The following is an 18,369-nucleotide window of genomic DNA, read 5'->3' on the forward strand; positions in this document are numbered from 1 at the left end:
ATGCCGCTCTGAAGCCGCGTTGAAATCCGGCGGAGACCGGGGCGGCGGACCTACCGGACCGGGTCGTCCACGTACGTCCCGGGGCAGGTGCCCGCCACCGCGGCGAGCGCGGCCTCGATGAACGGCGGCGACTTCGGCTGATCGGAGTGCACGACGCCGGGCACCACCAGGAAGCAGGCGCCGCCGTCGAGGTGGACGTTGCGGGCGCTCTCCTGCGAGCTGCGGAAGGTGGAGTAGGCGGTCGGTCCGGGGGTGTCGTCACCCTCGTTCAGGTCGCGCAGGAACTCGCTCGACGGGCACATCTGGCCGCCCGCGTCGAGGGGCAGCAGGCACGCCGGCAGGTAGCCGTTCTGGGCCGTACCCATGGAGACGTAGGTCAGCACCACCTCGGCACCGCCCAGCCGCTTGATGAAGTAGCGCGCGGACAACCCGCCCATGCTGTGCCCGACCAGGTGCACGGCCGGCGCGCCGGTCTCCGCGCGGACCCTGCCGACCAGGCCGGCGATGGCGGTCGCGTTGGCCACGTTCTCCTCGCCGGGCAGGTCGATCACGTAGGTGGGATGACCGGCGGCGACGAAGGCGTCCCTCATCGCGGACATGTTCGCCGGGGACCCCTCCCAGCCGTGCACCAGGACGACCGGCTCGGCCGCGGCCCGCGGGGCGGAGGGCGGCGCGGCCAGCATCGCGAGACCGAGGACGGCGGACAGGGCGAGATGCATATCGGCTCCACATTCGACGGAGGAGGACCCAAGATATCGCCGGCCGTTAGGATGCGTACCGCACGCGCCGATGACGCCGGCCGGGAAGAGGAGGCATGCGGGTTCGCCTCCTCGGCACGGTGGACGTCCACGCCGGCGACGAGTTCCGTCAGGTTCCCGGCCTGCGGCGCAAGGCGATCCTGTCGGTGCTGGCCCTGAACGCCGGCAGGACGGTCAGCGCCGGCCGCCTCCTCGAGCTGGTGTGGGGCGACCGGGCCCCGGCGACCGGCCTCAACACCGTGCAGAGCCACGTGTCGTACCTGCGGCGGATCCTCGGGGCGCGCTCGGCGATCGTGTCGCGGTCCCCCGGCTTCCTGCTGGACCTGCCCGGGGACGCCACCGACGCCGCCACCGCGGAACGGCTGATCCACGCCGGCCTGCGGGCGGCCGACCCGGCACGGGCGGCGGAACACCTGCGCGCCGCGCTCGGCCTCTGGCGGGGCAGCCCGCTGCAGGGCGTGACCGAGCTGCCCTGGCTGGCCGAGCAGGCCCGGCGGCTGTCGAAGCTGGAGCTCGAGGCCCGGCGGGCGCTCGCCGAGGCGCGGCTGGCCCTGGGCGAGCACGCCGAGCTCGTCCCGGAGCTGCAGGCGCTGGCCGCTCAGCACCCGTTCGACGAGCAGATCCAGGCCCAGCTGGTCCTCGCGCTGTACCGGACCGGGCGGCAGAGCGACGCCCTGGCCGTCGTCCGCGAGGTGCGCCGGCTGCTGGCCACCGAGCTCGGCATCGACGTGGGATCGGCGCTGAGCGAGCTGGAAACGGCCGTGTTGCAGCACGACGTCGCGCCGGCGCGGGAACGGATCGAGCCCGCCCCCGTGCCGCCGGCGGGCCCGGAGCTCGTCGGACGCGGCCGGGAGCTGGGCGCGCTGCTCCGGCATCTGGACCACCGGCGTCCCTCGGGGGCGGTGGTGCCCGTGGTCAGCGGCGATCCGGGCATGGGCAAGACCCGGCTGCTGACCGAGTTGGCCGTACGGGCCGGGCAGTCGGGCCGGACGGTGCTGTGGGGGCGGGCGGCCGAGTTCGAGCAGCAGGTGCCGTTCGCCCTCGTGATGGACGCGCTCGCGGACCACCTGGCGGGGACCGATCCGCGCCGGCTCGACGCCGTCGCCGGCACCGACCGCGCCCTGCTCCGCGAGATCCTGCCGATGCTGCCCGCGCCGGAGAACCGGACGGCCGCCCGGCAGGCCGTGGAGGCGGAACGGTATCTGCTGTACCGCGCCTTCCGGTGCCTGCTGGAGGCGCTCGCGGCCCCGCCCGGGCTGCTCCTGGTCCTCGAGGACCTGCACTGGGCCGACCAGGGCTCGGCCGAGCTGCTGGCCTACCTGCTGCGCCATCCCCCTCGGGGGCCGGTCGTGGTGGCGGTCTCGTACCGGCCACGGCAGATGCGGGGGCCGCTCCGGCAGGCCCTCGGCCGGGCGATCCAGGACGGTTCGGCGGACCTCGTCGACCTGGATCCGCTCTCCCCCGCCGAGGCCGACACGCTGCTGCCGGCGGAGCTGGCCGCCGACCGCCGTCAGCACCTGTACGCGCTCAGCGGCGGGAACCCGCTCTACCTCCTGGCCCTGGCGCGCGAGGGCGCCGCGGGCCCGGGAGAGGACGACCGGAGCCTCGGCGAGCAGGACCCGGTGCCCGCCGCCGTACGGGAAGCCCTGCGGGGTGAGCTCGACGCCCTGAGCGCGGCCGAGACGGTCGTGGCCCGGGCCGCCGCGGTGGTGGGCAATCTCGCCGAGGTGCCCCTGATCGCCGCGACGGCCGGCCTGCCCGAAGCCGAGGTGTCGCGGGCCCTGGACGCGCTCGTCGGCCACGACCTGCTCCGGCCGGTCCCGCGCACCGGCCGGTTCCAGTTCCGGCACCCGTTGATCCGGCGGATCGCCTACGACATGGCGGGTCCCGGCTGGCGGGTGGCGGCGCACGGCCGGGCGGCGGCGGCGCTGGCCCGCCAGGGCGCCTCGGCGCCCGAGCAGGCCCACCACATCGAGTCGTCGGCCCGGCGCGGGGACCCGGCCGCGATCGACATCCTGCGGCGCGCGGCGGCGGAGGTCCTGCACAGCAGCCCGGGTACCGCGGCGCACTGGCTCGGCGCGGCGTTGCGGCTCGTGACCGACGACCATCCGCCGGAGGTCGCGCAGCAGCTGCTCGGCCTGCGGGCGCAGAGCCTGGCGACCAGCGGCCAGCTCGCCGAGAGCCGCGAGGTTTTGCACCGGCTGCGGCAGGCCATCCCGGCCGAGGTGACGCCGGAGCGGGCGCGGCTGGCCAGCTGGTGCGCCGGGGTCGAACGGATGCTCGGCCGGCACCGGGAGGCGAACGCCCTGCTGCGCGCCGAGCTGGCGCGGGTGGCCGACGCCGACGGGCCGGTGGCGGCGACCCTGCTCCTCGCGCTCGGGGCCCGGTACATCCAGCCGGTGCCGCCCGGCGAACCCGACTGGCCGCGCCGGGCCCTCGCCGCCGCCCGGCGTGCCGGCACCCCGTGGATGGTCGCGGAGGCGCTGCTGCAGTGCGTGTACGCCGATCAGGCCGCGGGCACCTGGGACGCTTCCACCCGGGAACGGCTCGACGAGGCGGCGGCCCTGGTGGACGCCCGGCCGGACGGCGAGTTGCTCGAGCTCCTGCACATGGTCGTGTGGCTGGCCACCGCGGAGACCGTCTACGAGCGGCTGGACGACGCGACGCGGCACGTCGACCGGGCCCTCGGCCTGGCCCGCGCCGCCGGGCAGATGTACGTGGTGCCCGGCATCCATCTGCTGTTCGTCGGCCTGCACATGGCGCGGGGCGATCTCCCGGCGGCGTCCCGCAGCCTCGACGAGGCCCGGGAGGCGGTCGCCCTGGCCGGCACGGACACGATGATGAGCATGGTGCTGAGCCGGGAATGCACCCTCGCCGCCCTGACCGGCGACGGGAAACTCGCCCACCGGGCCGGTACGGAGGCCGTGGCGCTCGCCGGCCGCCGCGGGGACTACGCCGCGGGCGTGGCCGTCCAGGCGCTGGCAACCGCCCATCTGCAGGCCGGCGAGCCGGCAATGTGCAGCTCCCTGCTGGACGGCACGGAGGAGCTGCCGTCGACCCCCACCACCCGCGGCACCCTGTACGAGACCCTCGCCCTGGCGTGGTCGGCGCAGGACCGCCCCGAGGTCGCCGCGACGTGGGCCGACCGGGCCGAGCGGGAGGTCGCGGTGTGCCCGACGCCCCGGCGCGCGGGGCTCGCCGAGCTGGCCCGGGCGCATGCCCTCCGGCCCGTCTCGGCGTCCGCCTCCGCCGCCCGTGCCGCCGCGGCCGCGCGCCTCTTCGCCGGCGTCGACGACCGGTTGCTGGGCGGGCAGGCCCACCTGCACACCGCGACCGCCCTCGCGGCGGACGGGCAACCCGGACGGGCGCGGCGGGAGCTGGACCGGGCCCGGACGCTGTTCCTGTCGTGCGGTGCCACCGCCCTCGTCGACCGGACCGACCAGGAGGAGCGCCGGATCCGGCGCTGACCGGCCGCCCGCCCGCAGGAGATGATCATGGCGCTCACGCCGATCATCACGATCCGACGAGGCCGTCCGTCACGGCGGCCACGAGGGCGTCGTCGGCGGCGAGGTCGGGGCCGAGCAGCGTGAGGACGCGGCGGGCGGCCTCGGCGGGCGGTCCGGCGGCGGCGTCCCGCACCGCGTCCGCGGCGGCGTCCCTGACCGGGGCGCCGGCGCCGCGCAGATGGGCGATCCAGGCCGTCACGGCCCGGACCGCGCCGCCGGGCATCCGGCCGGCCGCGCGCTCGGCGCGCACCGTGGGCAGGATCCGCACCGGGAGCTTCTGCGAGCCGTCCGCGGCGATCTGCGCCAGCCGGTGCTGGATGCGCGGGTTCGACCAGCGTTCGATCAGCGCGCCCCGGTAGGCCGCGATCTCCCCCGGCGGCAGGGTCAGGTGCCGGGACGCCTCGTCCCACCACTGCTCCAGCCAGCTCCGGCACCGCGGGTCCGCGACCGCCTGCGCGACCGTCTCGTGGCCGCGCGCGCTGCCGGCGTACGCGAGCAGCGAATGTCCGCCGTTGAGCAGCCACAGCTTGCGCCGCTCGTAGGGCGTGACGTCCGGGACGAACAGGGCGCCCGCCGCGTCCCAGGCCGGGCGCCCGCCGGGGAACTCGCCGCTGAGGACCCACTCGGTGTAGGGCTCGGTGACCACGGGCGCGGCGTCGGACCAACCGGTCAGCTCCTCGACGGCACGCGCGTCGTCCTCCGTGGTGGCCGGCGTGATCCGGTCGACCATGGTGGTGGCGAACGGGATCGTGTCGCGGATCCACTCCGCGAGGCCGGGGCCGAGCAGGGCGGCGAGGTCCGTCACCACGCGGGCGGCGGCGGCGCCGTTGTCCGGCAGGTTGTCGCAGGACACGACCGTGAGCGGTCCGGCGCCCGCGGCCCGGCGGGCGGCGAGACCGGCGACGAGGCGGGCCGGCACGGTCGTCACGGAGGCCCTCGGATCGGCCCGCAACGCCGCCAGGTCCGCGCGCAGGCCGGGGTGGGAGACGTCGAGACCGCCGTCCGGCCCGCGCAGGTAGGCGGCCTCGGTCACGGTCAGCGTGACGATGCTGACCTCGGGGCGGGTGAGGTAGTCGTACCAGGGTGCGAGGCCGGTGCCGGGGTGCGCGGCCACGACGCTGCCGACGACCTCGCAGGCGTCGCCGTCCGGGCCGCGGACGACCAGCGTGTAGAGCCCGCCCTGCCCGCTCAGCGCGTCGGCCAGCCCCGCCGAGCGCCCGGTGAACGCGGCGATCCCCCACTCGGCGGCGTCCGGGGCGGCGGCGGTGTACCAGGCCTGGTGGGCCCGGAAGAAGTTGCCCAGCCCGAGGTGGACGATGCGCACCGGGGGCGCCCCGGCCGTACGCGACAGCCGGTTCACAGCTTGAAGACCTTGCGCGGCTGGGCGGCGACCAGGCCGGCCAGGCTGTCGGCGGCCTCGTCCTCGTCGAGGCGGTGCTCGGCGACGAGCCGGGCGAGGAACCCGGCGTCGAGCCGGCGTGACATGTCGTGCCGGGCCGGGATCGAGCAGAACGCGCGGGTGTCGTCGATGAAGCCGGACAGCCGGCTGAGCCCCGCGATCTCGGTGACCGCACCCTGGAACCCGCGGATCGCCGCCGGATTGTCGAGGAACCACCACGGCGCTCCGGCGTACACGGACGGGTAGAAGCCGGCCAGCGGGGCGATCTCGCGGCCGAAGACGTCGGCGTCCACCGTGAACAGCACGAGGTGCAGGTCCGGGTGGGTGCCGTAACGCTCCAGCAGCGGCCGCAGGGCACGCGTGTACTCGACCGCCACCGGGATGTCGTGGCCGGTGTCCGGGCCGTACCGGGCGAGGGTCGGCGGGTGGTGGTTGCGGTGCACGCCCGGGTGCAAGGTCATGACCAGGCCGTCCTCGCAGGACATCCGGGCCATCTCGAGCATCATGTGGCGGCGGAACGCGGTCCCCTCGGCGGCGGTGACCTGCCCGGCCATCGCGGCGGAGTAGATCCGCGCGGCCTCGCCCGGCTCCAGGGGCTCCGCGACCGCGTCGGCGTGGCCGTGGTCCGCCGAGACGGCGCCGTGCGCGATGAAGTGCCGGCGACGGAGTTCGAGGGCGGTGACATATCCGGAGTAGTGGCCCACGTCGGTGTCGGCGACGGCGCCGAGGCGCTTGACGGCGTCGGCCCAGCCCGGCGTCGCCGGTTCCAGGTAGCGGTCCGGCCGGAACGTCGGCGCGACCCGGGTGGTGACGTCCGGATCGGCCGCGAGGGCGGCGTGCGCCGCCAGGTCGTCGGCGGGATCGTCGGTGGTGGCCAGGAAGTCGATGCCGAAGCGCCGGAGCAGCGCCCGCGGCCGGTGGGTGGGTTCCCGCAGCGCGGCGGCGATCCGGTCGTACAGGGCGTCGGCGTTGGCCGCGGCCGGGCGCTCGGTCACGCCGAAGATGTCCGCCAGCTCGCTGTCGAACCAGTACCGCACGGGGGTGCCGCGCAGCAGGTGCCAGTTGGCGCAGAGCAGCCGCCAGGCGGCCCGCGCGCGGTGCTCGGGCAGCGGGCCCTCGCCGACGCCGAGGTCGCCGAGGGACACCCCGCCGGCGTGCAGCAGCCGCGTCACGTAGTGGTCGGGCTGGATCAGCAGGCTCGCCGGGTCGGCGAACGGCTCGTCGCGGACCAGGATCCGCGGGTCGACGTGCCCGTGCGGCGACACGATCGGCAGGTCGCGTACGCCCGCATAGAGCCGCCGCGCGATGTCCCGCACCCCCGGGTCGGCGGGCAGAAGCCGGTCGGGGTGCGGGGAGAGGGGTGCGGTCTCGGTCGCCATCCCCCCAGCGTCGTCCCGCCCGTCCCCGGCGGCAATCGCTTGCCACATCTTGCCTGGCGTCCTTGCATCCGCGCCGGTCCCGGCGGAGGGTGCAGATATGACCGACTTGTTGCCGGACGCCGACCGCATCGGCGGCCCCGACGAGCTCCTCGACGCCGGCCAGGTGCGGGAATTCGTGCTGCGCTCGCTGGCCGGGGCGGACCTCGACGGCCGCAGCGTCTGCCTGATCGTGCCCGACGCGACCCGCAGCTGCCCGCTGCCGCTGCTGCTCGCCACGGTGCACGAGGCGCTCCACGGCCGGGCGAGCCGGGTCACCGTGCTGGTCGCGCTCGGCACGCACGCCGAGATGACCGAGGCGCAGCTGCACGCGCACCTCGGCGGCCCGTACCCGGGCTTCACCGTCCTCAACCACGAGTGGTGGAAGCCCGGGACGTTCGTGACGCTGGGCGACATCGACGCGGACCGGGTCGCCGAGCTGTCCGAGGGGCGGCTGAAGGAGCCCGTACGCGTGGCGCTCAACCGGGCCGTGGTCGAGCACGACGTCTGCCTGGTCATCGGCCCGGTCTTCCCGCACGAGGTGGTCGGCTTCTCCGGCGGCAACAAGTACTTCTTCCCGGGCGTCGCCGGCCAGGAGATCATCGACTTCTCGCACTGGCTGGGCGCGCTCATCACCAGCGCCGACATCATCGGCACCCGGGGCATCACGCCGGTCCGGGCCCTGATCGACCGGGCCGCGTCCATGATCCCCAGCCGGCGCCTGGCCCTGTGCCTGGTGGTGAAGTCCGGCACCGGCGACCTGCACGCCGCGTCGTTCGGCACGCCGGAGGCCGCGTGGGCCGCCTGCGCCGACGTGTCCGCCCGGACCCACGTGCGCTACCTCGACGCCCCGGTGCGCCGGGTGGTCTCGGTGGTCCCGCTCAAGTACGACGACATGTGGACCGGCGCGAAGGGCTTCTACAAGGTCGAGCCGGTGGTCGCGGACGGCGGCCAGGTCATCGTGTACGCCCCGCACATCACCCGGATCGCGGCGATGCACCCGGAGATCGAGGAGATCGGCTACCACTGCCGCGACTACTTCCTCAAGCAATGGGACCGGTTCTCGCACCACCACTGGGGGGTGCTCGCGCATTCGACGCATCTTCGCGGCGCCGGCACGTACGACCCCGAGCACGGTGAGCGGGGGCGGGTCACGGTGACGCTGGCGACCGGGATCCCCGAGGAGGTGGTCCGCGGCGCGAACCTGGACTACCTCGACCCGGCGTCGGTCGACCTGCCCGCGCTGTCCGCCGACCCGGACACGCTGGTCGTCGCCCAGGCCGGGGAGGTCCTGTACCGCCTGCGGTGAGCCGTCGACCGGCGCACGATAAGCCGGCACGGCAGGGTCACCGGCGCCTGGGCCCGGGGGCGGGCGCCGCGGACGATCGCGAGCAGGTTGCCCACCGCCGTACGCCCCATCGCGGCCAGCGGCGCGGCGACGGTGGTCAGCGGCGGCGTGACCAGCTCGGCGGTGAAGATGTTGTCGAAGCCGATGACGCTGACGTCCCGCGGGATGCGCGCGCCCATCGCCGTCAGCGCCCGGATCGCGCCGATGGCCACCAGGTCGTTGTAGGCGACCACCGCCGACGTCGGATGCGCCGCGAACTCCGCCGCCGCGCGGGCGCCGCCGGCCACGGTGGGCGGGAACGGGCCCAGCCGGCGTACGTGCAGCTCCAGCTCCATGGCCGTCTCCCGCAGCGAGCGCCAGCGCATGCCGTCGGCCCAGGACGCCTCGGGCCCGGCGAGGTAGGTGAGGCGCTGGTGGCCGAGCTCGGCCAGGTGCTCGACGGCCCGGCGTACGCCCCGAGGGTTGTCCGTGATCACGCACGGCACGTCGCTGACCGCCCGGTTGAGCACGATCACCGGCCGCTGCTTGGCGGTCATCCGGATCGCCGAGTCGGACATGCGGGTGGTGGCCAGCACGATGCCGTCGACCGTCGCCACCGCCCGGTCCAGGGTGGCGCGCTCGTGCGTGCCGGATTCCTGGGTGTCGGCCAGCAGGATCGTGTAGCCGGCCTCGGACGCGGCGCTCTGGGCGCCCCGGATGATTTCGTAGTAGAACGGGTTGGTGATGTCCGAGATGGCCAGCGCGATCATCGAGGTGGTGCCGCCGGGCAGCGCCCGCGCCAGCGACGTGGTGCGGTATCCCAGCTCCGCGGCGACTCGGTGGATGCGCTCGCTGGTCTCGAAGCTGACCCGGCCCGGGCGGGAGAAGGCGCGGGATACGGTCGAGGATGCCACCCCGGCGGCCTTCGCCACGTCGTCGATCGTCGGCGGCCTGGGCGGCTGGTCCACGCGCCACCTCCACGGCAGGGGGATCGTCACCGACGTTAGTGACCTGCGCCACTGACGGCAACCGGCTTCGGCAGCGAGGGGACCATCATGATCGACACGGCAGGCGTCACGGACCGGCTCGCGGGCCTCGGCCGGCTGGGCGTCGCCTTCTCCGGCGGGGTCGACTCCTCGGTGCTGCTCGCGCTCGCCGTACGGGCGCTCGGGGCGGACCGGGTCGTCGCGATCCTCGGCGTCTCCCCCAGCCTGGCCGCCGGCGAACGGGCCGCCGCGCACCGGGTCGCCGCGCACATCGGCGCCGCGGTCGTGGAGGTCGTCACCCACGAGGGCGACCGGGAGGCGTACCGGGCGAACGGGCCGGACCGGTGCTTCCACTGCAAGGACGAGCTGTTCACCCGCATCGCCGACGAGGTCGTGGCCGCGCACGGGCTGGACGCGGTCGCGTACGGGGAGAACGCCGACGACGCCCGCCGCCCCGACCGGCCCGGCTCGCGCGCCGCCGCCGGCCACCGGGTGCTGCGGCCGCTCGCCGACGCGGGACTCGACAAGGCCGCCGTCCGCGGCATCGCGCGCGACCTCGGCCTGCCGTGCGCCGACAAGCCGGCCGCGCCCTGCCTGGCGTCGCGCATCCCGCACTTCACCGACGTCACCCCCGAGAAGCTGCACCAGATCGAGCGGGCGGAGGCGGCCCTGCACCGGCTCGGCTTCACGGAGCTGCGCGTACGCCACCACGGCGACGTCGCCCGGATCGAGCTGCCGGCCGAGGACCTGCCCCGGGCGGTCGCCGACCCGCTGCGCACGGCCATCCGCGACGCCGTGGTGGCGGCGGGCTTCCGCTTCGCCACCGTGGACCTGACCGGCGTGCAGTCCGGCGCCTTCACCCTTCCGCTCGTGCGGATCGCCCGTGCCTGACGAGCTGGCCGGCCTCGCCGACCTGGACCTGGGCCGGACCGCCCGGCGGGGCTACCCGGAGGCGGTGTACTGCGCGGGCAAGACCCCCGGACAGGTCGCCGCGATCGCCGCCGCCGTCCGCGACCGGCCGGACATCGTCACGCTGTTCACCCGGGCGGAGCCGGCGCACGCCGCGGCCGTACGGGACGAGCTGCCCGACGCCTTCCACGACCCGGACGCCGCCCTGCTGGCCTGGCCGCCCGAACCGCCCGGACCGGCCGGCGGGACGGTGGTCGTGGTGGCGGCCGGCACCTCCGACCTACCGGTCGCGCGGGAGGCCCTGCTGACCGCGCGCTACCTCGGCCGGCGGACCGAGCTGGTGGTCGACGTGGGCGTCGCCGGCCTGCACCGGATCCTGGGCAGGCTCGACGTCCTGCGCCGTGCCCGGGCGATCGTGGTCGCGGCGGGCATGGACGGCGCGCTGCCCAGCGTCGTCGCCGGCCTCGTCGCGGTCCCGGTCGTCGCGCTGCCCACCTCGGTCGGCTACGGCGCCGCCTTCGGCGGGCTCGCCCCCCTGCTCACCATGCTCAACGCTTGCGCGCCGGGGGTCGCCGTGGTCAACATCGACAACGGGTACGGCGCCGGCCACCTCGCCGCCCAGATCGCCGCCCCCGCCCCGGGACCCGAGGCGTGACGGGCGACCGGCACGCGTGGGTCGACGCGTCCGCGGGGGTCGCCGGCGACATGCTGCTCGGGGCGCTGCTCGACGCGGGCGCCGACCTGAAGGCCGTCCAGCACGCCGTGGACCGGGTCGTTCCGGCCTCCGTACGCCTCCGCCCCGCCGCCGTCACCCGGGGCGGGCTGCACGCCGTACACGTGCGGGTGGAGGTTCTGGTCGACGACGCGCCGCGGCGTACGTGGGCGTCCATCGCCGGACTCCTGGCCGGCGCCGGCCTGCCGGAGCGGATCCGCGACCGTGCCGTCACCGTCTTCGCCCGCCTCGCCGACGCGGAGGCGCACGTGCACGGCATCCCCGCGCACGACGTGCACTTCCACGAGGTGGGCGCCCTGGACTCGCTCGCCGACGTGGTCGGCGTCTGCGCCGCGCTGGAGGACCTCGGCGTCGCCACGCTCAGCGCGGGAGAGGTGGCGGTCGGCTCCGGCCGGATCCGCACCGCGCACGGCGAGCTGCCCGTCCCGGTGCCGGCGGTCGCGCAACTCGCCCGGGGCTGGCGCGTACGGTCGGGCGGCACCGGCGAACTCGCCACCCCGACCGGGATGGCGGTGCTCCGCGCGCTCGCCACGACCTGCGAGGACCTGCCGTCGCTGGAGGTGGGCGCGGTCGGGGTGGGCGCCGGCGGCCGGGACACCCCCGGACGCGCCAACGTGGTGCGCGTGATCCTGGGCACGGGCGCGGCTCCCGCCGCCGAACCGCTCGTCCTCCTCGAGGCCAACGTCGACGACCTCGACCCTCGCCTGTGGCCGGAGGTCCTGGCCGGGCTGCTCCGGTGCGGCGCCGCCGACGCCTGGCTCACGCCGATCGTCATGAAGAAGGGCCGCCCCGCGCACACCCTCAGCGTGCTGTGCCACCCCGGGAAGACCGAGACCCTCCGGGACCGGATCTTCCGGGACACCAGCACGCTCGGCGTCCGCCGGACCACCATGCATCGGTACGCCCTCCCGCGCGTGTTCGCCGACCTCGCCGTGGCGGGCGGCACCGTGGCGGTCAAGCTGGGCCACCACGGCGGTCGCATCGTCCAGGTGATGCCGGAATTCGCCGACGTCGCCGCGCTGGCCCACCGGCTCGGCCGCCCCGAACGCCAGCTGCTCGCCGAGGCGTCCGCCGCGGCGGTGGCGGCCGGACTCGTCGTGGGCGCCGAGCTCCCCGGCGACACCCGCCCCGCCTGACCTCAGCCGGCGGCGTGCTCCCGCACCAGGGGCATGCCGCCCGGCCTGGCCTCAGCCGGCGGCGTGCTCCTGGACCAGGGGCATGTATCGCTCGGCCCACTCCCGCAGGCCCCGCAACGGCGGGACGAGCGTCGCGCCCAGCTCGGTGAGGCGGTAGTGGACCCGCGGCGGGTTGCTCGCCTCGACCCGGCGCGAGACAAGCCCGTCCCGCTCCAGCGCCTTCAGGGTCTGCGACAGCATCTTCTGCGAGACGCCGGCCATCGCCCGCCGCAACTCGGTGAACCGGAGCTCGCCGTCGGCCGCGGCCAGCGACAGCACCGCCATGGTCGTCCAGCGCGACCCCACCCGGTCCAGCAGAAGCCTGGTCGGGCACGCCGGATCGAACAGGTCCCCTCGGGTCACCCCGGGGTTACCTGGTGCCGGCAAAGTGCCCTCTTCACCGCTCAACGGAAGTCTCTTACGGTTACCACGTTCCGAATCGTAACCAAGGAGTCGACCGTGCACCAGACGACCCCGGCCACCCGCCGGATCCCGCTCGACGGAGTCGAACTCGCCGTGGACACCCTGGGGCGAGGGCCGGCCGTCCTGCTGCTGCACGGCTTCCCGCACACCCGCGCGATCTGGCGGTACGTCGCACCCCGGCTGGCCGCGGCGGGCTTCTCGGTCATCGCCCCCGACCTGCCCGGCCTCGGCGACAGCACCCCCTCCACCCACGGCTACCGGGCCGACGCGATCGCCGCGGACCTCGCCGCGCTGCTCGACGCCCTCGGCGAGCGGCGGGCGCACGTCGCCGGCATCGACCTGGCCGTCGCCCCGGCCTTCGCCCTCGCCGCGGCGTACCCCGAGCGGGTCGCCAGCCTCACCCTCTCCGAGGGACTGATCGGCCTGCTACCCGGCGCCGAGGACTTCCTGCGGCAGGGACCGCCGTGGTGGTTCGGCTTCCACCAGGCCCCCGGCGGCCTCGCCGAGGACGTCCTGGCAAACTCGGCGGACCGCTACATCCGCCACTTCCTCTCCGCCGGCAGCCGCCACGGCCTGCCCGACGACCTCACCCGCACGATCGTCGAGGCGTACCGGGGAAAGGAGGCCCTCCGCAACGCCTTCGACCACTACCGCGCGATGCCGGCCACCGCCCACTGGGCCGCCACCTGGGCCCGCACCGGAAAGCTGACCCCACCGGCCCTCACCCTCGGCGGCGGCGTCCTCGGCCCGGCCACCGCCGGCCAACTCGAACCCCTCGCCACCCGCCTGACCGCCCACATCCTCGAGGACTGCGGCCACATCACCCCGATCGACCAGCCGGCAGCCTTCGCCCGCCTCCTCACCGCCCACGCCCGCACCGCCTGACAGCAACCGCTCAGGGCTGTCGTTCCGCCTGCTTGACAACCTCACGGAGCATGCTCACCAGGTCCGCGAGGAACGCGGCGGCGCCGGCATCGGTCGGGTCGTGGTCGAGGCTCCAATTGCCGTAACCCTCGACAAGCTGCAGCAACGTGCCGGGCGGCTGCGGCTCCGACAGCAGCGTTTCCAGAGCCCGGAGATAGCGGTGGTGCGCGCGGGTGTTGGACTGCGCCAATTCAGTCAGCTCGGCGCGCACCTCCGGGAGGCTGCCCGCGTCGCTGAGGAAGCCACTGAGGAAATCCCGGGCCGTCTCCAGCGCGGGCATCGCATCGACCTGCGCCATCCGCGCGCGCAGCGGCTCGGGGAGGCCGGAGGTGTCCATCGGCCTACAGTAGCCCCGAGGGAAACGCGGTGACGATGAACGGTTGCGGTGGGTCCGAGCCCGGCACCACCTTGATGCGGACGACGACGAAGCTGGTCTCCGCGTACCGCGCAGCCCGCGGACCGGCGCCGTACATCCCGCTGTTGTAGTAGCCCTCCCCCACCCGGTGCCTGGCATCGAACCGGCCCTCGTGCGTATCGAACATCGCAAGGTCGCTGCGGATGGCTTCCCAGTTGTCGCGTACGTAGTCGCGGACCGTGCGATTCATGACCGACGGGTCCGTCCACCGGTACGACCAGCTCTCCGGCCGATCCCACCCGGTGTCGCCGTAGATCCGGCCCTCGACGGTCTTGGCGCCGGGGTCCCTGGGCAGCGGAATGTCGGGGCTGTGCCGGTCGATCGTGTGAGCGCCGATGTCCCCATGAGCCCGATCGTTGCCGGCGATGGTGAACCGCGGCGGTTCGTCCCCGAGCCGGTCGTACCGGTCCATGACCGTGCGCAGTCTGTCGGCGGCGGAATCGGGACCCGGTGACCTACGCCCTGCCCCAGCGCGCCCGGCGCGGGCGAATCCGGCGATCGCTTCCTGCGCCTGGGCGGCACTCGCGGCCGACGGCGTGCCCCTGCCGTCTCGCCCGCGACGGCTCGACGGCGACGCATCGGCGTTGGCGGCGCCTGCGTCGTGTGGCGGCCGGGGGCGAGCGGTCACCGCGTTGTCCGGGCGTCGCCGCTGTCCATCGTCGTGACGGTAACAGCCAAGGCCACCGATGCACGGCACTCGACCTCGCCGACCGGCACACGGCGATCACCGCATCGGGGCCGCTGTAGTCGCGGTCGTTGTGGAGGTGGGTGTCAGCTGAACAGCGAGCGTTTCACGATCCAACTGAGTAGGCGGCCAGCAGCGCCTCGATGTAGGCGGGAGCCAGTGCTCGGATCTCGGCATCGGACAGCGCCCCGGCCAGGGCCTGTCCTCCGGTTTGATCCGGATGCTCATCCCGCGAGGATCGACCTCCGGCTCGAAGCTGGCGATCGGCATGACGGTGTGATCGAAGATGGTGGCCTCAAGTGCCGGCGTCCAGCGCGCCGCGTTCTTGCCGTCCTCGGGAAGGTTGGCGGACCGCCGGCCACGGCCGGCAGCGAGGTTCTCCGGGACCAACAGATCCACCGGGACGGAGGTCGGCTCGCCGTCCACATCGGTCATTGCGATCCAAGTGCCCGGCTTCGCCGCCGTTCCACCATCGTGCCGGACAACGGTTGCGGGAGTCGACGGGCCGGGTCAGCGGCGGCGGGAGCCGCGGAGGAATTGGTCGACGGCGGTTTCGGTGATGCCGGTCAGGAGGTCGGGGGCGACCAGGTTGCCGTTGATCAGGGTGGCGATGCCCTGGAGGGTCGCGAAGAAGACGATGCCGACGCGTTGGGGGTCGCCCGGTTCGAGGATGTTCTCCGTCTGGCCCTGGATGATCAGGTCGTTCATCAGGCCGAAGGGGGCGGCGGCCGCCGCGACCAGGCGGTCGGCGCCCTCGGTGTGCTTGCGGGCGTACATCAGCTCGAGCAGGGCCGCGTCCTCGGTCGCGAAGCGGAGGTAGGCCGCCGCCACCGCGTGCAGGCGGGGGACGAAGCCGGGGCCCGCGCCGGTGAGGGCCGCGCGGAGTTCGTCGTCCAGGCGGGCGAAGCCGGCTTCGCCGAGGGCGTCGAGGAGGGCCTGGCGATCCGCGAAGTGGCGGCGCGGGGCGGCGTGGCTGACGCCGGCCTCGCGGGCGAGTTCGCGCAGCGACAGCTGGTCGGCGCCGTGTTCGCGGAGGCCGCGTTCGGCGGCGGCGAGCAGGGCCGCCCGGAGGTTTCCGTGATGGTACGAGGGCACCCGCCGATCCTAGTCGACCATGTTGCCGTTGACACCATTGTTGTCACCGCATACATTGTTGACCATGACAACATTCAGCGCCGCGCAGATTCCCGACCTGACCGGACGCACCGCGGTCGTCACCGGGGCGAACAGCGGCCTCGGCCGGGTCACCGCGCGCGAGCTCGCCGCCAGAGGCGCCCGCGTCGTGCTCGCCGTCCGCAGCCTCGACAAGGGCCGGGCCGCGGCCGCGACCATGACCGGCGAGACCGAGGTGCGGCGGCTCGACCTCGCCGACCTTTCGTCGGTACGCCGATTCGCGCGCGACCTCACCGAACCGGTCGACCTGCTCATCAACAACGCCGGCCTGATGGTGCCGCCGTTCGGGCGTACGGTGGACGGGTTCGAAATGCAGTTCGGCACCAACCACCTCGGGCATTTCGCGCTCACCAACCTGCTGCTGCCGCGGATCCGGGGCCGGGTGGTGACCGTGTCGTCGTCCGGGCACCGGGCCGGCACCATCGACTTCGACGACCTGAGCTGGGAGCGGAAGCCCTATCGCGCGTTCCCGGCGTACGCGCAGTCGAAGTTGGCGAATCTGCTCTTCACCGCCGAACTGCAGCGACGCCTGACCGCGGCCGGGTCGCCGGTGCTCGCCACCGCCGCGCATCCCGGGATGGCCGCCACGAACCTGCTCGGACACCGGGAACCGTCCCTGCTCACCCGCTTCGCCCAGAGCGAGGACGACGGCGCCCTGCCGATCCTGTACGCGGCGGTGGCGGACATGCCGGGCGGCGGCTACGCGGGGCCGGGCGGATTCCTCCAGGGCCGCGGCGCGCCGAAACTCGTCGGACGCTCCCGGGCCGCCCGCGACGAGACGGTCGCCCGGCGCCTGTGGACGGTCTCGGAGCGGCTGACCGCGGGATAGATACGGGCCTTTCGCACCTACGGACCGCCGCCCCGGCCCCCTACCGTCCAAGGTGTGTTCATCAGCGACGACAGACTGCGAGCCATGTACGCCGGCGGCAAGGCCGACGCCACCGCCCGCCGCTTCGCCCGCCTGTGGGCAGCGGTCTTCGGCGCCGGACTGACCTCCCGGCGCTGGATCACCCTCGAGGTCCCCGGCCGCACCACCGGCAACACCACCCGCTTCCCCCTCGGCATGACCGCCTGGCAGGGAAACTGGTACCTGGTACCGATGCTCGGCGGCTCATGCAACTGGGTCCGCAACGTACGCGCCGCCAACGGAAAAGCCGTCATCCGCCACCGCCGCGCCCGCCCCTGCCGCCTCATCGAGATCCCCGAGCCCGACCGCGCCCCCATCCTGAAAGAATTCGTGACGCAGGTCCCGGGCGCCCGCCCCCACGTCCCCGTCGACCGGCACGCCCCGGTCACCGCCTTCGCGGCGATCGCGGACCGCTACCCGGCCTTCCGCGTCGAATTCGAGGAAGCCCCCGGCCACTGACGAACGGAAGCGTGCATTCCCCGCCGAACGAAGAACCGCAGGAACTCGGGATATCGGGCTTAGCGGCGATCAGCAGCCGCCGTGGAATCACCACGAGGCGCTCGTCAACTCCGATGGTGACGCCATCGGGCAGGCGACCGGAATGGTCGGCCGTATGCTCGCGAACGATCAGGGGCCGGTCGTGCCGAAGCGTTTGCGGTAGGTGGTCGGGGGCACGCCGAGCCGGCGGAAGAATGCCCGGCGCAGGGTTTCGTCGCTGCCGAAGCCGCTGGCCCGGGCCGCGGCCGTGACGGAGGCGCCGTCGACCAGGAGGCGTTGGGCGGCCTCGATGCGGGTGAGTTCCACGAAGCCGGTGGCGGTCATGCCGAGTTCGGTGCGGAACAGCCGGGTGAGGTGGCGCGGCGACACCCCGGCCGCGCGGGCCATCGAGGTCAGCGTGTGGTCGCCCGCCGGGTCGCGGGTGACGGCGTCGAGGACGGTGCGCAGGGTGCCGGCCCGCGCCGGCGGTACGTCGAGGCGGGTGGAGAACTGTGATTGACCGCCGGGGCGCTGCATGAAGACGACGAGGGTGCGGGCCACGTCGCGGGCGAGGTGCGGGCCGTGGTCGAGTTCCACCAGGGCGAGCGCGAGGTCGATGCCGGCGCTGACGCCGGCCGAGGTGAACACCGTGCCGGCCCGGACGAAGAGGGCGTCCGGGGTGACCGAGACCGCCGGATGCCGGCGCCGCAGCACCTCGGCGTAGCGCCAGTGGGTCGTCGCCGCGCGGCCGTCGAGCAGGCCCGCCCCGGCCAGCAGGAAGCTTCCGGTGCAGATGGCGGCCGTCCGTCCCGCCGCCGCGCCGAGCCGGGCCACGGTGGCGATCAGGGCCGGGTCGAGGAGGGGAGGTCCGTCGGCGCCGGGCACGAGGAGGGTGTCGAAGCGTTGCCCGGCGGCGGCCTCGTCGACGGCCATTCTCACCCCGCTGGACGTACGCACCCAGCCCCGTTCCGGCCCCACGACCGTGATCGCGTACCGCCCCCGGCCGGCGTCGGCCTCGTGCAGCACCTCGACCGGGCCGGCCGCGTCGAGCAGCGTCATCCCGTCGTACGCCAGCAGCCCCACCCGGTGCACCGGCGCCACCTCCCGATGTCCCGATCCGAGGGTTTTCCGTCCGTACGGACATTCTTCCCGGCCGC

Annotated in this window: 18 protein-coding genes; 8 read left to right on the forward strand and 10 right to left on the reverse strand. The window is 74.6% G+C overall.

Annotation, left to right across the window (positions count from 1 at the left end):
* Positions 1-50: 50 nt before the first annotated feature.
* A complete protein-coding gene (locus CLV70_RS32815) occupies positions 51-719 on the reverse strand; it encodes an esterase/lipase family protein (protein WP_106130516.1) in 669 nt (222 codons plus the stop codon).
* Positions 720-814: 95 nt separating this feature from the next.
* Between CLV70_RS32815 and CLV70_RS32820 the strand changes: the two genes are divergently transcribed.
* Positions 815-4,225 carry an ATP-binding protein gene (locus CLV70_RS32820; RefSeq protein WP_106130517.1) on the forward strand — a complete coding sequence of 1,137 codons (3,411 nt, stop codon included), beginning with the start codon at positions 815-817 and terminating at the stop codon, positions 4,223-4,225.
* A gap of 46 nt (positions 4,226-4,271) precedes the next feature.
* On the opposite strand, the gene CLV70_RS32825 is transcribed toward CLV70_RS32820, so the two are convergent.
* Together CLV70_RS32825 and uxaC are read right to left on the reverse strand one after the other, a co-directional pair.
* Positions 4,272-5,624, reverse strand: a complete 1,353-nt coding sequence (locus CLV70_RS32825; RefSeq protein ID WP_245908606.1) for a mannitol dehydrogenase family protein — start codon at positions 5,622-5,624, stop codon at positions 4,272-4,274.
* On the reverse strand, positions 5,621-7,042 hold the full coding sequence (uxaC, locus tag CLV70_RS32830) for a glucuronate isomerase (RefSeq protein WP_106130518.1): 1,422 nt from the start codon (positions 7,040-7,042) through the stop codon (positions 5,621-5,623). Before uxaC ends, CLV70_RS32825 begins: the two co-directional genes overlap by 4 nt.
* Positions 7,043-7,139: 97 nt before the next feature.
* Here uxaC and CLV70_RS32835 point away from each other — a divergent pair, with 97 nt between their 5' ends.
* A complete protein-coding gene (locus CLV70_RS32835) occupies positions 7,140-8,387 on the forward strand; it encodes a lactate racemase domain-containing protein (protein WP_106130519.1) in 1,248 nt (415 codons plus the stop codon).
* Here CLV70_RS32835 and CLV70_RS32840 read toward each other — a convergent pair.
* Positions 8,288-9,373, reverse strand: coding sequence for a LacI family DNA-binding transcriptional regulator (locus CLV70_RS32840; RefSeq protein ID WP_106130520.1), 1,086 nt, complete (start codon positions 9,371-9,373; stop codon positions 8,288-8,290). The genes CLV70_RS32835 and CLV70_RS32840 overlap by 100 nt on opposite strands.
* Before the next feature lie 87 nt (positions 9,374-9,460).
* Between CLV70_RS32840 and larE the strand changes: the two genes are divergently transcribed.
* Genes larE through larC form a run of 3 tightly spaced genes read left to right on the forward strand, consistent with a single transcriptional unit; the run spans position 9,461 to position 12,169 of the window.
* Positions 9,461-10,282 carry an ATP-dependent sacrificial sulfur transferase LarE gene (gene larE, locus CLV70_RS32845; protein WP_106130521.1) on the forward strand — a complete coding sequence of 274 codons (822 nt, stop codon included), beginning with the start codon at positions 9,461-9,463 and terminating at the stop codon, positions 10,280-10,282.
* The gene (gene larB, locus CLV70_RS32850) at positions 10,275-10,955 is read left to right on the forward strand and encodes a nickel pincer cofactor biosynthesis protein LarB (RefSeq protein ID WP_106130522.1); all 681 of its coding nucleotides are present in this window, start codon (positions 10,275-10,277) and stop codon (positions 10,953-10,955) included. The genes larE and larB overlap by 8 nt, the downstream gene beginning before the upstream one ends.
* On the forward strand, positions 10,952-12,169 hold the full coding sequence (gene larC / locus CLV70_RS32855; protein WP_106130523.1) for a nickel pincer cofactor biosynthesis protein LarC: 1,218 nt from the start codon (positions 10,952-10,954) through the stop codon (positions 12,167-12,169). Before larB ends, larC begins: the two co-directional genes overlap by 4 nt.
* A gap of 51 nt (positions 12,170-12,220) precedes the next feature.
* Here the strand turns inward: larC and CLV70_RS32860 are convergent, their stop codons facing one another.
* Positions 12,221-12,571, reverse strand: coding sequence for a winged helix-turn-helix transcriptional regulator (locus CLV70_RS32860; protein ID WP_245908609.1), 351 nt, complete (start codon positions 12,569-12,571; stop codon positions 12,221-12,223).
* A gap of 96 nt (positions 12,572-12,667) precedes the next feature.
* On the opposite strand from CLV70_RS32860, the gene CLV70_RS32865 reads away from it, so the two are divergent.
* On the forward strand, positions 12,668-13,516 hold the full coding sequence (locus CLV70_RS32865) for an alpha/beta fold hydrolase (RefSeq protein ID WP_106130524.1): 849 nt from the start codon (positions 12,668-12,670) through the stop codon (positions 13,514-13,516).
* A 10-nt stretch (positions 13,517-13,526) separates the two neighbouring features.
* Here the strand turns inward: CLV70_RS32865 and CLV70_RS32870 are convergent, their stop codons facing one another.
* From CLV70_RS32870 to CLV70_RS32885, 4 genes are all read right to left on the reverse strand, one after another.
* On the reverse strand, positions 13,527-13,892 hold the full coding sequence (locus tag CLV70_RS32870; RefSeq protein ID WP_245908611.1) for a hypothetical protein: 366 nt from the start codon (positions 13,890-13,892) through the stop codon (positions 13,527-13,529).
* Between the two features lie 4 nt (positions 13,893-13,896).
* Entirely contained in the window at positions 13,897-14,382 is a 486-nt protein-coding gene (locus CLV70_RS32875; protein ID WP_106130525.1) for a hypothetical protein, read from the reverse strand.
* Positions 14,383-14,694: 312 nt separating this feature from the next.
* Complete coding sequence (locus CLV70_RS32880; RefSeq protein WP_106130526.1) at positions 14,695-15,090, reverse strand: hypothetical protein; 396 nt, start codon at positions 15,088-15,090, stop codon at positions 14,695-14,697.
* A 75-nt stretch (positions 15,091-15,165) separates the two neighbouring features.
* Positions 15,166-15,750: a TetR/AcrR family transcriptional regulator gene (locus CLV70_RS32885; protein WP_106130527.1), complete on the reverse strand. Its 585-nt coding sequence runs from the start codon at positions 15,748-15,750 to the stop codon at positions 15,166-15,168.
* A gap of 64 nt (positions 15,751-15,814) precedes the next feature.
* Between CLV70_RS32885 and CLV70_RS32890 the strand changes: the two genes are divergently transcribed.
* Together CLV70_RS32890 and CLV70_RS32895 are read left to right on the forward strand one after the other, a co-directional pair.
* Entirely contained in the window at positions 15,815-16,657 is an 843-nt protein-coding gene (locus CLV70_RS32890) for an oxidoreductase (RefSeq protein ID WP_106130528.1), read from the forward strand.
* Positions 16,658-16,711: 54 nt separating this feature from the next.
* Positions 16,712-17,194 (forward strand): nitroreductase/quinone reductase family protein, encoded by a 483-nt coding sequence (locus CLV70_RS32895; RefSeq protein ID WP_245908613.1) that lies wholly within the window; start codon positions 16,712-16,714, stop codon positions 17,192-17,194.
* 168 nt (positions 17,195-17,362) lie between these two features.
* On the opposite strand, the gene CLV70_RS32900 is transcribed toward CLV70_RS32895, so the two are convergent.
* The gene (locus CLV70_RS32900; protein WP_245908615.1) at positions 17,363-18,304 is read right to left on the reverse strand and encodes a GlxA family transcriptional regulator; all 942 of its coding nucleotides are present in this window, start codon (positions 18,302-18,304) and stop codon (positions 17,363-17,365) included.
* Positions 18,305-18,369: the final 65 nt, after the last annotated feature.

It is taken from the genome of Pseudosporangium ferrugineum, from assembly GCF_003002065.1.
Taxonomy (GTDB): Bacteria; Actinomycetota; Actinomycetes; order Mycobacteriales; family Micromonosporaceae; genus Actinoplanes; species Actinoplanes ferrugineus_A.